Source organism: Citrobacter sp. TBCS-14 (assembly GCF_005280805.1).
Taxonomy (GTDB): Bacteria; Pseudomonadota; Gammaproteobacteria; order Enterobacterales; family Enterobacteriaceae; genus Citrobacter; species Citrobacter gillenii.
Window position 1 is genome coordinate 100,045 of sequence record NZ_SZWM01000295.1, and the last position, 13,915, is coordinate 113,959.

Annotated in this window: 13 protein-coding genes and 1 pseudogene; 7 read left to right on the plus strand and 7 right to left on the minus strand. The window is 51.0% G+C overall.

The window, feature by feature from the left end:
- Positions 1–85: 85 nt before the first annotated feature.
- The 3 genes from glnL (at position 86) to FDX22_RS14895 (ending at position 2,778) form a co-directional block, all read left to right on the plus strand.
- Positions 86–1,135 carry a nitrogen regulation protein NR(II) gene (gene glnL / locus FDX22_RS14885; protein WP_115259821.1) on the plus strand — a complete coding sequence of 350 codons (1,050 nt, stop codon included), beginning with the start codon at positions 86–88 and terminating at the stop codon, positions 1,133–1,135.
- A gap of 11 nt (positions 1,136–1,146) precedes the next feature.
- Positions 1,147–2,556, plus strand: coding sequence for a nitrogen regulation protein NR(I) (gene glnG, locus FDX22_RS14890; RefSeq protein WP_115260010.1), 1,410 nt, complete (start codon positions 1,147–1,149; stop codon positions 2,554–2,556).
- Positions 2,557–2,667: 111 nt separating this feature from the next.
- Entirely contained in the window at positions 2,668–2,778 is a 111-nt protein-coding gene (locus FDX22_RS14895) for a YshB family small membrane protein (protein WP_096758886.1), read from the plus strand.
- Between the two features lie 87 nt (positions 2,779–2,865).
- Here FDX22_RS14895 and hemN read toward each other — a convergent pair whose 3' ends face one another.
- The 3 genes and pseudogenes from hemN to FDX22_RS14910 all read right to left on the minus strand — a co-directional run bounded on the left by hemN (position 2,866) and on the right by FDX22_RS14910 (position 5,278).
- Positions 2,866–4,239 (minus strand): oxygen-independent coproporphyrinogen III oxidase, encoded by a 1,374-nt coding sequence (gene hemN, locus FDX22_RS14900; protein WP_096758887.1) that lies wholly within the window; start codon positions 4,237–4,239, stop codon positions 2,866–2,868.
- A gap of 188 nt (positions 4,240–4,427) precedes the next feature.
- Positions 4,428–4,943, minus strand: a complete 516-nt coding sequence (yihI, locus tag FDX22_RS14905; protein WP_096758888.1) for a Der GTPase-activating protein YihI — start codon at positions 4,941–4,943, stop codon at positions 4,428–4,430.
- A 110-nt stretch (positions 4,944–5,053) separates the two neighbouring features.
- Positions 5,054–5,278, minus strand: a pseudogene (locus FDX22_RS14910) (hypothetical protein).
- A 227-nt stretch (positions 5,279–5,505) separates the two neighbouring features.
- Here FDX22_RS14910 and yihA point away from each other — a divergent pair.
- A complete protein-coding gene (gene yihA / locus FDX22_RS14915) occupies positions 5,506–6,138 on the plus strand; it encodes a ribosome biogenesis GTP-binding protein YihA/YsxC (protein ID WP_096759489.1) in 633 nt (210 codons plus the stop codon).
- Positions 6,139–6,471: 333 nt separating this feature from the next.
- On the opposite strand, the gene polA is transcribed toward yihA, so the two are convergent.
- Positions 6,472–9,258, minus strand: a complete 2,787-nt coding sequence (polA, locus tag FDX22_RS14920) for a DNA polymerase I (protein WP_146717410.1) — start codon at positions 9,256–9,258, stop codon at positions 6,472–6,474.
- Positions 9,259–9,621: 363 nt separating this feature from the next.
- Between polA and FDX22_RS14925 the strand changes: the two genes are divergently transcribed.
- Entirely contained in the window at positions 9,622–10,557 is a 936-nt protein-coding gene (locus tag FDX22_RS14925; protein WP_146717411.1) for an acyltransferase, read from the plus strand.
- Positions 10,558–10,570: 13 nt separating this feature from the next.
- Here FDX22_RS14925 and dsbA read toward each other — a convergent pair whose 3' ends face one another.
- From dsbA to FDX22_RS14940, 3 genes are all read right to left on the minus strand, one after another.
- Positions 10,571–11,194 carry a thiol:disulfide interchange protein DsbA gene (gene dsbA / locus FDX22_RS14930; RefSeq protein ID WP_096758891.1) on the minus strand — a complete coding sequence of 208 codons (624 nt, stop codon included), beginning with the start codon at positions 11,192–11,194 and terminating at the stop codon, positions 10,571–10,573.
- Between the two features lie 16 nt (positions 11,195–11,210).
- Positions 11,211–12,197 (minus strand): serine/threonine protein kinase, encoded by a 987-nt coding sequence (locus FDX22_RS14935; protein ID WP_146717412.1) that lies wholly within the window; start codon positions 12,195–12,197, stop codon positions 11,211–11,213.
- Between the two features lie 76 nt (positions 12,198–12,273).
- Positions 12,274–12,543 (minus strand): YihD family protein, encoded by a 270-nt coding sequence (locus FDX22_RS14940; protein ID WP_042325406.1) that lies wholly within the window; start codon positions 12,541–12,543, stop codon positions 12,274–12,276.
- Between the two features lie 69 nt (positions 12,544–12,612).
- Between FDX22_RS14940 and mobA the strand changes: the two genes are divergently transcribed.
- Complete coding sequence (gene mobA / locus FDX22_RS14945; protein ID WP_135912788.1) at positions 12,613–13,197, plus strand: molybdenum cofactor guanylyltransferase MobA; 585 nt, start codon at positions 12,613–12,615, stop codon at positions 13,195–13,197.
- A complete protein-coding gene (mobB, locus tag FDX22_RS14950; protein WP_135912789.1) occupies positions 13,194–13,697 on the plus strand; it encodes a molybdopterin-guanine dinucleotide biosynthesis protein MobB in 504 nt (167 codons plus the stop codon). Before mobA ends, mobB begins: the two co-directional genes overlap by 4 nt.
- Positions 13,698–13,915 lie beyond the last annotated feature (218 nt).

Sequence of the window (13,915 nt, forward strand, 5' to 3'; positions counted from 1 at the left end):
CGCCAACGAACTGATCCTTCGCGCTTTTTCTACGTGAAAGCTATAATGCACTAAATTGGTGCAACCTTTTTCAGGAGACTGCTGAATGGCAACCGGCACGCTGCCCGATGCTGGGCAGATCCTCAATTCGTTAATTAACAGCATTTTACTTGTCGACGATGAGCTGGCGGTGCATTACGCCAACCCCGCGGCACAGCAGCTGCTTGCCCAAAGTTCCCGCAAACTGTTTGGCACGCCGCTTTCTGAACTGCTGAGTTATTTCTCATTAAACATCGGGCTGATGCGAGAGAGCCTGGAAGCGGGTCAGGGCTTTACGGACAACGAAGTGACGCTGGTGATAGATAGCCACTCGCATATCCTCTCTGTGACCGCCCAGAGGCTGCCTGATGGCCTTATTCTGCTGGAGATGGCGCCCATGGATAACCAGCGCCGTCTGAGTCAGGAGCAGCTCCAGCATGCCCAGCAAATAGCCGCCCGCGATCTGGTACGTGGTCTGGCGCATGAAATTAAAAACCCGTTGGGTGGATTACGCGGTGCAGCACAACTGCTCAGTAAAGCGCTACCGGATCCAGCCCTCAAGGAATATACCCAAGTCATTATTGAGCAGGCAGACCGCCTGCGTAACCTGGTCGACCGCCTGCTGGGGCCGCAGCAACCCGGTATGCACATCACGGAAAGTATTCACAAGGTGGCAGAACGCGTTGTGGCACTGGTGTCGATGGAACTCCCGGAGAACGTCACGTTGATCCGCGATTACGACCCGAGTCTGCCAGAAATACTGCACGATCCTGACCAGATAGAACAGGTTCTGCTGAATATCGTGCGTAATGCGTTACAAGCGCTGGGACCGGAAGGTGGCGAGATTATTCTGCGTACCCGCACCGCGTTTCAGCTCACATTGCACGGCATGCGTTACCGCCTGGCGGCGCGTATTGACGTTGAGGACAACGGTCCGGGTATTCCTCCACATTTACAGGATACGCTGTTCTACCCAATGGTCAGCGGTCGCGAGGGGGGAACCGGGCTGGGATTATCTATCGCCCGTAATTTGATTGATCAACATTCCGGCAAAATTGAATTTACCAGTTGGCCGGGTCATACCGAGTTCTCGGTTTACCTGCCTATCAGGAAATAGAGGTGACGTTTATGCAACGAGGAATAGTCTGGGTCGTTGATGACGATAGTTCCATCCGTTGGGTGCTTGAACGTGCGCTCGCAGGGGCAGGACTCAACTGCACCACATTTGAAAGCGGTAAAGAGGTACTGGACGCGCTCGCCAGTAAAACGCCGGACGTGCTGTTGTCGGATATCCGCATGCCGGGGATGGACGGCCTGACGCTGTTAAAACAAATTAAACAGCGTCATCCGATGCTTCCGGTCATCATCATGACCGCGCACTCCGATCTGGACGCCGCCGTCAGCGCCTACCAGCAAGGGGCGTTCGATTACCTGCCCAAGCCGTTTGATATTGACGAAGCTGTGGCGCTGGTCGAACGCGCCATAAGCCATTATCAGGAACAGCAGCAGCCGCGTAATGTTCAGATCAACGGTCCCACCACCGACATCATCGGTGAAGCCCCAGCAATGCAGGATGTCTTTCGCATAATTGGCCGGCTTTCCCGCTCTTCAATTAGCGTCTTGATCAACGGTGAGTCCGGGACCGGTAAAGAGTTGGTCGCTCATGCTCTCCACCGTCACAGCCCGCGTGCCAAATCGCCATTTATCGCCCTTAACATGGCGGCAATTCCGAAGGATTTAATCGAATCTGAACTGTTTGGCCACGAAAAAGGCGCCTTTACCGGCGCCAATACCATTCGTCAGGGACGCTTCGAGCAGGCGGATGGCGGCACGCTGTTTCTCGATGAGATTGGCGATATGCCGCTGGACGTGCAAACGCGATTGCTGCGTGTATTGGCCGACGGACAGTTTTACCGCGTCGGCGGCTATGCGCCGGTGAAGGTGGACGTGCGCATTATCGCTGCTACGCACCAGAATCTGGAACTGCGGGTACAGGAAGGCAAGTTCCGCGAGGACTTGTTCCACCGACTGAACGTCATTCGCGTTCATTTACCACCGCTGCGCGAGCGACGGGAAGACATCCCTCGCCTGGCGCGTCATTTCCTGCAGGAAGCCGCTCACGAGCTGGGTGTGGAAGCCAAGCAGTTACACCCTGAAACCGAGGCCGCACTGACGCGTCTGGCCTGGCCGGGTAACGTTCGTCAACTAGAGAACACTTGCCGCTGGTTAACCGTGATGGCCGCCGGGCAGGAAGTGCTGATTCAGGACCTGCCGGCTGAGCTATTTGAAGCAAGCGTTCCGGACGCGCCCTCACATATGCAGCCTGACAGCTGGGCAACACTGCTGGCACAATGGGCTGACCGGGCGCTACGTTCCGGTCATCAAAACTTACTCTCTGAAGCGCAGCCTGAAATGGAACGCACGCTGTTAACCACCGCGCTGCGCCATACTCAGGGCCATAAACAGGAAGCGGCGCGCTTACTCGGATGGGGGCGTAATACCCTGACGCGTAAGTTAAAAGAGCTTGGCATGGAGTAAGGGATTTTCGCTGTGTAAAGATTGATAATTGAGCGCAAAGCGCTGCTATTTTGCGCTTTACTGTTCCGATGAGTTAAGTATGATCGTGCCCGGAAAACGGGGGAAGTCATCATGCTGGAATCAATTATTAATCTGCTGTCGAGCGGCTCGGTTGAAAGCCATACGCCGCAAACTGCGGTTGCCGCGGTGCTGTGTGCGGCGCTGGTTGGGCTGTTTAGCTAGCGGGTTTGTCGGGTGGCGCTTCGCTTACCCGACCTACATATTGAGATGTCGTAGGCCCGGTAAGCGAAGTGCCACCGGGCAACGTCATTAGATGACCCGCGAGAACTGCTGCATCCGTGCTTTCTGGCGCAGGTACGCATCAAAGCACATGCAAATATTGCGGATCAGCAGACGACCTTTTGGCGTCACCTGAATCCCCTTCTCATTCACATCCACCAGCCCATCTTTCGCCAGCGGAGCCAACAGCTTCAAGTCTTCAGCAAAATAGTCAGCAAAGTTCAGATCCCATTGCTGTTCTACGACGGCGTAGTCGAGGCGGAAGTTGCAGATCAGTAGTTTAATCACATCCCGGCGAATACAGTCATCTTGGGTCAGTGCAATACCGCGCCACAGCGCATTCCCCTGCTCATCCACCTGCTGATAATAGTGCTTCAGCTCTTTTTGGTTCTGCGCGTAGTTGTCGCCAATCATACTGATGGCGGAAACGCCCATGCCCAGCAGGTCGGTATCGCCCTGGGTGGTATAACCCTGGAAATTACGGTGCAGAACACCCTCGCGCTGGGCAATCGCCAGCTCGTCATCCGGACGGGCAAAGTGATCCATCCCAATGAACTGATAACCTGTTTCGGTCAGCGAGGAGATGGTCTCCTGCAAAATATCCAGCTTCTGTTGTGGGCTAGGCAGGTCAGCATCTTTGATTTTACGCTGCGCGGCAAACAACGTTGGCAGGTGCGCATAGTTAAAGACACTCAGGCGGTCGGGATTGAGCTCAGCCACCCGCTTCAGGGTAAAGGCAAAGCTTTCCGGCGTCTGTTTTGGCAGACCATAGATGAGGTCAATGTTGGTCGAGGTAAAGCCAATCTCACGCGCACGATTAATCAGTGCAAAGATAAACTCCTCGTCCTGCTCACGGTTTACCAGGCGCTGAACTTCTTTATTGAAGTCCTGCACCCCCATGCTCAGGCGGTTAAAGCCTTCAGCACGTAAATGATCGAGCACATCGAGTTCGATTTCACGCGGATCAACTTCGATCGAGATTTCTGCATCCGCGTTAAAATCGAAGTTATCACGCAGCAGCGTCATTAAGCGGCTAATCTGCGCTTTATTCAGATAGGTTGGCGTGCCGCCGCCCCAATGCAACTGGCTAACATGACGGCCAGCAAACAGCGGCGCGCGATGAATAATCTCTTGTTCTAAAACGTCCAGATATTGATCGGCCTTATGCTGCTGGCGGGTCACAATTTTGTTGCAGCCGCAGAAATAGCACAATTTATGGCAGAACGGGATATGGACGTACAAAGAGAGTGGACGTTCAGGGTAACGCGCTACGGCTTGCAGAAATGCTTCAGCACCGTAGTCTGCAGAAAACTCCAGCGCGGTCGGATACGAGGTGTATCGTGGCCCGGAATAGTTATATTTCTGGATCAGGGCCAGGTCCCAGTCGATTAGCTGCTCAGACATGCTCACTCCTTCCGATGGCGTTTCTGGCGGGTACGGCGTACCGGCTTACCCCCACTGCGAGTGATAAGCCGGTTGCGCAGCCAATTTTGGCGCCGCGACAATCGCTGTAGTTTAACGAATAACCACACCAGATAACATATAACCGGAAGGGTTATAAGCAGGACGGGAAGACCCACGGTACAAAACCGTTAGTTACCGCCCTTCAGCAGGCGCATCATGTCTTCCTGCTTTTCTTCTTCTTCGTCAATTTCTTCGTCATCATCGTAAGAGAGCCCCAGTTTCTGCATCAGCTCATCGATGCGATCCAGCTTGGCATCCACCCAGGACTGATCTTCAGCACTCAGGATCTCTCCCGCTTCAAGACGTTCCAGCAGCGCATCCAGGCGCTCATCCGTTTCCAGTAAATCCAACTCAGCCTGTGGTGAAAGCATAGGTTTCTCACTCTTCGGTTTGTGCTGTTTGGTGACTTTTTCAGTCACACCCAATGCAATGGGAGTTTTACTGCCAATACGAGGATCTTTGTGTTTGTTTTGGTTTCCGCCACCTGATGCACCGTCGCTGCCAGTCGCACGGCTGCCCGCCGCAAGACCACGGTGTTTTTTCTGACGCTTACGGTCGCGAGCTTCCAGGTTAATTTCTTCGCGTGTCTTACGACGCGCCTTTGCAGGACCTTTCCCGCGAGGTGTAGAAGTTGTTTTCATCATGATTCGTCTTTGGCTGTTTTTATTCAGTATATAATTGCGCCGGAATCTAGCAGAAATAAAGAAAAAAGGCGACAGAGTAATCTGTCGCCTTTTTTCCTGACTCTCAACCCTTAACGGGCCCTACAATCCCTGTCGGCTATCAACACACCCTGTTTTTCCCTTAGCCAGAAACATTCCGTGTTGTTTCCATTTCCTTTTACTAACGTCTCCGGACGTTTGTCTTCCTGACAATCCTGCGTCTTCGCCTCCTGGCGCTCCTGACCCTCATCCTGAGTCGTTTATCCTGTTAGCTCCCTTGCTATGGACGCTACTTTACTCTTTTGGGTAACACGCACAAGTAACCGACTTAACAGTTTCAGTTTTTCAGAATATTTCTTAATGGTAATTATATGATTTATTTAATTTATATTGTTATGCACTCTCTCATCTCGCATAAATACTATCGGCAATGTCTCACAAAGCCCGCGCTTTTAACTTACATAACCCGTGCGTCGAAAAATCCGCCTTTTGCTGGTGTTCAGGTATAATCGCTGCAAAGCCTTGATTGATGGAGACGACCACGTTGACTAACTTGAATTATCAACAGACGCATTTTGTGATGAGTGCGCCTGATATTCGCCATTTACCTTCCGATACAGGAATTGAAGTGGCTTTTGCTGGCCGTTCCAACGCAGGCAAATCCAGCGCACTAAATACCCTGACAAATCAAAAGGGTCTGGCACGTACATCTAAAACGCCGGGCCGTACTCAGCTCATCAACTTGTTTGAAGTGGTTGACGGTAAACGTCTGGTTGACTTGCCGGGGTACGGGTATGCAGAAGTTCCGGAAGAGATGAAGCGCAAATGGCAGCGCGCGCTGGCAGAATATCTGGAGAAACGTCAAAGCCTGCAAGGCTTGGTCGTACTGATGGATATTCGCCATCCACTGAAAGATCTCGATCAGCAGATGATTTTGTGGGCCGTAGAGAGCAACGTCCAGGTGCTGGTATTACTGACCAAAGCGGACAAACTGGCCAGCGGCGCACGCAAAGCACAGTTGAATATGGTGCGTGAAGCAGTGCTGGCGTTTAATGGCGATGTACAGGTAGAAGCATTCTCATCGCTGAAAAAGCTGGGTGTGGATAAACTGCGTCAGAAACTGGATACCTGGTTTAGCGAACTGGCGCCTATTGAAGAGATGCAGGACGGGGAATAACCTACCGATATGCCGGATGGCGCCGCTGCGCGTCTTATCCGGCCTACAGCATGTGCGAAACCTTTCTTTCGCACAATAAAAAACGCCCCAGTCATTACTGACTGGGGCGGCTAAAATATTCAGCCAAATCCGATTACGTGAAGTAAAAGGTCTGAAAGATAGAACATCTTACCTCTGTACCCTACGAGAATAACTTTACTCTTTTTTGAGCAGCGCAGAAAGCACTTTTTGTAATTTTTTTTCACTCCCGGCATAGGAAATTTTAATGGTCATCACAAAAAGCGCTAACTTATGTTGCTTAGTTACGAAAAGAGCGTGTTATTCAGCAAACCCTTAGTGCGCTTGATCCCAGTTTTCACCGCTTCCGACTTCCACCAGCAACGGCACATCAATTCGCGTTCCGTTCTCCATCAGCTGATGGATTTTTTTCGAGACGCTATCGAGATCATCTTTGTGCACTTCAAACACCAGTTCATCATGTACCTGCATGATCATACGTACGCGAGGCTGTTCGGTTTGCAGCCAGCCGTCTACGGCAATCATAGCGCGCTTAATAATGTCCGCAGCGGTGCCTTGCATCGGGGCGTTAATCGCCGCACGTTCCGCACCTGCACGACGCGCACCATTACTGGATTTGATATCCGGTAAATAGAGGCGACGTCCTTCCAGCGTTTCAACGTACCCTTGCTCTTTTGCCTGTGCACGCGTGCGTTCCATATATTCCAGTACGCCCGGGTAGCGTTCGAAATAGAGATCCATGTACTTCTGCGCTTCTTTGCGTGGAATATTGAGCTGGCGTGCAAGACCGAAGGCGCTCATGCCGTAGATCAGACCAAAGTTGATGGCCTTCGCGCTGCGGCGCTGTTCACTGGTCACGGAATCAAGAGGTAAGCCAAAGACCTCTGCAGCCGTGGCGCGGTGAATGTCCTTTCCTTCGGCAAAGGCGGTAAGCAGCCCCTTATCACGCGAGAGGTGCGCCATAATGCGTAGCTCAATCTGCGAGTAGTCCGCCGAGACAATGACATAATCTTCTGGTGCAATAAATGCCTGGCGAATACGACGTCCTTCCTCATTACGCACCGGAATATTTTGCAGGTTAGGATCGGTAGAAGACAAACGCCCGGTCGCCGTAACGGCCTGATGATAAGAGGTATGCACACGGCCAGTTTTAGGGTTGATCATCAGCGGAAGTTTATCTGTATAAGTAGACTTCAATTTTGCCAGCCCACGATATTCCAGAATCACCTTCGGCAGCGGATAATCCAGCGCTAACTCTTCCAGCACCTCTTCTGACGTTGACGGCGCGCCGCCCGGCGTTTTCTTCAACGGCTTGATGCCCTGCTTTTCAAACAGAATGGTTTGCAGCTGTTTAGTGGAAGAGAGGTTAAAGGCTTCCCCGGCAATCTCGTGCGCTTTTTGCTCCAGCTCGTTCAAACGCAGCGTCAGCTCTGCTGAATGCTTGTGCAACACGGCAGGGTCGATTTTTACACCGTTGCGCTCGATGCGGGACAGGACCGGGACCAACGGCATATCGATATTCTCGAAGACGTTTAGCGGTCCTTTATGTTTTTGCAGCTCTGGCCACATTTTCAGATGCAGCTGTAGCGTGACGTCGGCGTCCTCCGCGGCATAACGACCAGCTTCTTCCAGCGCAATCTGGTTAAAGGTCAGTTGGTTTTTACCTTTCCCGGCGATCTCTTCGAAGGTGATCGTTTTATGTTTCAGCCAGCGGTCAGACAGGCTGTCCATATCGTGTCGCCCAGCAACGCTGTTAAGAATGTAGGATTCGAGCATGGTATCAAAGACGATACCGCGCAGTTCGATACCGTAGTTCGCCAGGATGCCACGGTCATACTTCAGGTTTTGCCCAACTTTATGCGCTTTTTCGTCTTCCAGTAGCGGCTTCAGCAGCGTCAGTGCCCGATCACGGGAAATTTGGTCAGGGGAATCCAGGTAGTCATGCGCGACAGGAACATACGCCGCCACACCCGGTTCAATAGCGAAAGAGAGCCCCACCAGATTCGCGGAGATATTGTCCAGGCTGTCGGTTTCGGTATCAAAAGCAAAGACCGGCGCTTTTTCCAGCTTCGCAATCCACGCTTCCAGCGTCGTCTCGTCCAGAATCGTCACATAGTTATCGTATGAGAGAACCGTGGCGGGCTCCTCAGGCGTTTCATCAATAACGATGGTTTCCTGTGGTTTTGCCGCAGGTTTTGTGCCTTTTGCCTGCAGCCATTTCCCGGCTTCAACGTCGGTGACCCAACGTTTGAACTCATATTGTTTGAACAGATTTAACAGCTCGTCCGCTGCAGGTTGTCGTACTTCCAGCTGCTCGCAGGTTAATTCCAGCTCGACATCCGTTTTGATGGTTGCCAGCTTATAAGAGAGGTAAGCCACCTCTTTATTCTGCTCGAGCTTGCCAGCCATGGTTTTTGCGCCACGGAACGTCAGGCCCGCTATTTTTTCTGATTCAGCATAGAGCGTATCCAGCCCGCCCAGCCCCTGGAGTAACGCCTGAGCCGTCTTTTCACCCACGCCCGGCACGCCAGGAATGTTATCAGAAGAGTCGCCCATCAGCGCCAGGAAGTCGATAATCAGTTCCGGCGGCACGCCATACTTATTTACCACCTCATCCGGGCCGAGGATCGTATTGGTCATGGTGTTGATGAGGGTGATATTCGGCGTCACCAGCTGAGCCATGTCTTTATCACCGGTACTGATCAGCACCGGACGGCCAATTTGCTCTGCTTCACGCGCCAGCGTACCGATAACGTCGTCCGCTTCTACGCCTGAAACAGCCAGCAGGGGTAACCCCATGGCTTTTACCATCGCGTGCAGCGGTTCAATCTGCGCGCGTAGATCGTCTGGCATCGGCGGACGATGCGATTTGTAGTGCTCGAATAATTCATCACGGAAGGTTTTACCCTTGGCGTCGAATACCACCGCCGCATGCGTCGGCTTATATTGCAAAATCAAGCTACGCAGCATGTTGAGGACACCGTACATCGCGCCCGTAGGCTCTCCTGCGCTGTTGGTCAGCGGTGGGAACGCATGGTATGCGCGATACAGGTAAGATGAGCCATCTACAAGGATAAGTGGGTTTTCTGGGATCTGAACCATAATGTCCATGCCTGTTTATCAGATTATGGGTAAAGGATGCCACAGACAGGATGAAAACATGAGTTTTTCGCCGCATTTGTCGAAAAACTTTTGCAGATCTTCTGCGTTGTTCGCAATGTGATCTGTGGATAAGTTTGTGAATAAATAATTTTCAGCCCTTTAAATACAGCAAGATAATTTATGAATCATAATAATTCTGCATATTTTTCATTATGTTATTTCATGACACAGAATTTTATATCATCTTTTCAGCTTATAGCTGGATGTGGATAGATATTCCATTTTTTTCTATTCAGCGAAGATCCATCATTTGGTTCGTTTTCTGATAAAATTAGCCCCTTGCGCCCTTTTAGCGCACTATTTATGGCTAACCTTTTGAATAATTTAATTATGGCGAGAATACTCGCCGCGATAACGCTGCTGCTGAGTATCGCATTGACCATATTGGTCACGATTTTATGTTCCGTGCCAATCATCTTGGCCGGAGTTGTAAAACTGCTTTTGCCTATTCCTTTCGTCTGGCGCAAGGTATCCCTCTTTTGTAATTTCATGATGTACTGCTGGTGTGAAGGTCTGGCGCTATTGCTACACCTTAATCCACGACTGGAGTGGGATGTTGAGGGGCTGGAAGGTCTGAGCAAGAAAAATTGGTATCTGCTCATCTGTAATCACTACAGCTGGGCCGACATCGTTGTGCTTTGCGTTTTGTTTCGTAAGCATATCCCGATGAATAAATACTTTCTTAAGCAGCAGTTAGCCTGGGTGCCTTTTATTGGTCTGGCATGTTGGGCGCTGGATATGCCATTTATGAAACGCTATTCGCGCGGTTATTTGCTCCGTCACCCTGAACGACGTGGTAAAGATGTGGAAACAACACGTCTTTCTTGTGAGAAGTTTCGTGTGCATCCAACAACGATCGTGAATTTTGTCGAAGGCTCACGGTTCACCCACGAGAAATGCCAGCAGACCCGATCTCCCTATAAAAACCTGCTGCCACCTAAGGCTGCCGGTATTGCGATGGCGCTGAATGTCTTAGGATCGCAATTCGATAAGTTGCTGAACGTCACGCTGTGTTATCCGCAAAACAGCAGCCATCCTTTCTACGACATGCTGAGCGGTACGTTAACGCGCATTGTAGTACGGGTGAATCTGGAGCCGGTGAAAGAGGAATTACACGGTGATTACGTCAACGATAAAGGGTTTAAGCGTCGGTTCCAGCTGTGGCTGAATACGCTCTGGGCCGAGAAAGATGCGCAAATAGATGCGATTAAAGCCTCAACTAAAAAAGCCGGTCTCTGACCGGCTTTTTCGTTTACTTCTGGCCTACCAGATATTTCACGGTATCGGCGTACTGCTGTACAAAGATATCCATGCTGCTGGTATCCATGCCTTGCGGATTCACCTGATATTTGCCATTCACAAACATCGCCGGAACCCCCTGCAGTTGCAGATCGGCAGCCGCTTTTTCCTGCTGCGCGACCAGTGATTTCACCACGAAGCTGTTCCATGCCGCATCATAGTCTTCACCTTTAATACCCGCATCAACAAATACTTTACGGATATCAGCGGTAGACTGGACGGTCTGAGTTTTCTGCACCGCTTCAAACAACGGTACTGTGACCTTATCTTCTACGCCCAGCGCCAGCGCAACCGCCCACGCCTGAGTCAGATCTTTGCCCAGAGGTCCCAAAAACTCAACGTGGTATTTGGTCATCTTGGTGCCTTCAGGCAGTTTTTTCTTCACGTTATCAGACACGTGAAGCACTTCTTCAAACTGGTAGCAATGCGGGCAGTAGAAGGAGAAGAACTCCAACACCTGCGGTTCACCCGCAATAGGCTTTTCCAGTGTGATGTACTGCTTACCATCCTGGAACTGCGCTGCCGATGCGCTAAAAGCTAAAACCATACCAGCCAGCGCCAGCCATATTTTTTTCATGTCCATGTCTCTCCGATTAATACATTGGCGTTAATTGTAAGGGGGGTTGTTGCAGAATTTTTGCCTGCTCAATAAAGGTCGCCGTCTGACGGTGCCAGTAATCTTCTCCGGTTAACCACGGGAAGTTTTTTGGAAACGCAGGATCATCCCAACGTCGAATCAGCCAGGCTAGATAATAAACTAAACGCATGGCGCGTAAAGGTTCTATGAGTCCTAATTCAGCGACGTCGAACTCAGTAAACTCTTCATAAGCTTCGATAATGGTTTCAAGCTGCATGCGCTGCTCGGCTTTATCACCATTAAGCAGCATCCATAAATCCTGAATGGCCGGGCCATTGCGGGCATCATCTAAATCGACAAACATCGGACCATCGCGCCACAGAATATTTCCGGCATGACAGTCACCGTGCAGGCGCAGAGTGTCAAAACGCGTATGCCAGCTTTCGGTAACCACGGTGATAAGTGCATCCGTTGCTTTCAGAAATGCCGCTTTTTGCCCTGATGGAATAATCGGTGCACTGTCGAAAAGTTTACGCGGTTCAATCAGATACTCGTCGAGGCCAATGGTCGGTCGAAAAGCAAAGGGCTGTTTTCGCCCGGTTTGATGCAGACGCCCGAGATAGCGGCCAACCGACTCCATTTGATCGATATTGTCGGCTTCAAACTGCCGACCTCCTACGCTGGGGAATATCGCATAGTGGAACCCTTGATGCCCCAGTAACGTCTGGCCATCAAACACCATCGGCGCCGCAACCGGCACGTCATCACGCACCAGTTCCAGTGCAAACTGATGTTCTTCCTGTATTTGATCGACGGACCAACGCTCAGGGCGGTAAAACTTTACGACAAAGCGTCGACGGTCTTCGTCCTGGAATTGGTAGACACGGTTTTCATAGCTGTTGAGCGGGGTAAGCCCGGAATCCACCCGGATCCCCTGCTCAAACAGCGCATCCATGATGGTATCCGGGTGTAGCGTTTGGAAAGTAAAAGCGTTGTTATTCATCCCATCATCCGGAAATTACTACGAATGATTCAGGATATCATTTCGCAGCACTTTCGGTGGCGGCGATTACAAGCTTTTACTCTTTAATTACGCCACGAGCGCGCAGCAATGCGGTTTTAAAGTCTTCTTCATAATCTTTCTGAATACCTGGGATCACCGCATCCTTCGCTGAGTCACGCATTTTCAGGTGATAGATCAGAATGTCATCAGTTAAATCCGCCAGTTCTCCGTCAAAACCTGACTCTTTCGCCAGTTTCTGTAAAAATTGCATCAGGTTAAGATCGGGTTCTTTCTGCCAGGCTGGCTGGAGGAGTTCAATAACTTCATTCAGACGTTTACATTTCATGGTTGTGCTCCTTACGCTTAATACAGATACGTTAGCAGGGTCAATCCCACATTAAAAGAGGCGATATCAGTGATTCTGGATAGTGCAATTACAGGGGTTGTCCTGGCGGGCGGTAAGGCCAGGCGGATGGGGGGGGCAGATAAAGGACTGCTTGAGCTAGACGGCAAACCTTTATGGCGGCACGTCGCCGATGCGCTCGCCTTACAGGTCGAGACCGTCGTGGTTAATGCCAATCGCCATCAGGATATTTATCAGCAAAGTGGTCTGAAAGTTATCCCTGATTCATTACCTGATTTCCCTGGCCCGCTGGCCGGAATGCTGTCGGTATTTTTACAACTGGCAGGTGACTGGTTTTTATTCTGCCCCTGCGATATGCCCTATATTCCCCACAACCTGGTCGCAAGACTGGCAGAACAGCGCCAAAATGCGCCAGTGGTGTGGGTACATGATGGGGAGCGGGATCACCCGACAATTGCACTGATGCACAGAGCAATGCAGCCGTTACTGCAGGAGTATCTTCAGGCAGGTGAACGACGGGTGATGGTCTTTATGCGCCAGGCCGGCGGACACGCCATCGATTTTAGCGATCATAAAGATGCGTTTGTGAATGTGAACACACCTGAAGAATTGGCCAGATGGCAGGATAAATCATGATCCCATTGCTCGGTATTGCCGCATGGAGCGGCACAGGAAAAACCACACTGCTCAAAAAACTGATCCCGGAACTGTGCGCCAAAGGCATTCGTCCAGGATTAATTAAGCATACCCACCACAACATGGACGTCGATAAACCCGGCAAGGATAGCTATGAGTTACGTAAAGCTGGCGCAGCGCAAACACTGGTTGCCAGCCAACAACGCTGGGCGTTAATGACGGAAACGCCGGCAGAACCTGAGTTAGATTTAGCCTATCTGGTGAGCCGAATGGATGCTACAACACTGGATTTGGTACTGGTTGAGGGTTTTAAACACGAACCTGTCGCCAAGATCCTACTTTTTCGTGAAAATTGCGGGCATAGTGCACAAGAATTGACGATTGATGAGTATGTTGTTGCGGTTGCCAGTGATGTTCCACTCGAAGTGGATGTCCCACTTTTAGATATCAACGACGTACAACAAATTGCAGGGTTTGTTGCACAGTGGCTGGGACGTTAACCAACCGGTAATCTGCAAAATTGTGCCTGATGACTTTGCGCTTATCAGGCCTACCATTCCGGCAGCGAGCAAGCACTTCCCAAAAACACAGACGCAAAAAAGCCCATCCGTCAGGATGGGCTTCTTCACTTGTTTGATGCCTGGCAGTTTATGGCGGGCGTCCTGCCCGCCACCCTGCGGGCCGTTGCTTCGCAACGTTCAAATCCGCTCCCGGCAGA

Bases quoted from the DNA above. Each gene is read 5' to 3' on its own strand.
- glnG (WP_115260010.1), top strand. From the start codon at position 1,147: ATGCAACGAGGAATAGTCTGGGTCGTTGATGACGATAGTTCCATCCGT.
- hemN (WP_096758887.1), bottom strand. From the start codon at position 4,239: ATGTCTGAGCAGCTAATCGACTGGGACCTGGCCCTGATCCAGAAATAT.
- FDX22_RS14925 (WP_146717411.1), top strand. From the start codon at position 9,622: ATGGCTAACCTTTTGAATAATTTAATTATGGCGAGAATACTCGCCGCG.
- dsbA (WP_096758891.1), bottom strand. From the start codon at position 11,194: ATGAAAAAAATATGGCTGGCGCTGGCTGGTATGGTTTTAGCTTTTAGC.
- yihI (WP_096758888.1), bottom strand. From the start codon at position 4,943: ATGATGAAAACAACTTCTACACCTCGCGGGAAAGGTCCTGCAAAGGCG.
- polA (WP_146717410.1), bottom strand. From the start codon at position 9,258: ATGGTTCAGATCCCAGAAAACCCACTTATCCTTGTAGATGGCTCATCT.
- glnL (WP_115259821.1), top strand. From the start codon at position 86: ATGGCAACCGGCACGCTGCCCGATGCTGGGCAGATCCTCAATTCGTTA.
- mobB (WP_135912789.1), top strand. From the start codon at position 13,194: ATGATCCCATTGCTCGGTATTGCCGCATGGAGCGGCACAGGAAAAACC.
- FDX22_RS14935 (WP_146717412.1), bottom strand. From the start codon at position 12,197: ATGAATAACAACGCTTTTACTTTCCAAACGCTACACCCGGATACCATC.
- FDX22_RS14895 (WP_096758886.1), top strand. From the start codon at position 2,668: ATGCTGGAATCAATTATTAATCTGCTGTCGAGCGGCTCGGTTGAAAGC.
- FDX22_RS14940 (WP_042325406.1), bottom strand. From the start codon at position 12,543: ATGAAATGTAAACGTCTGAATGAAGTTATTGAACTCCTCCAGCCAGCC.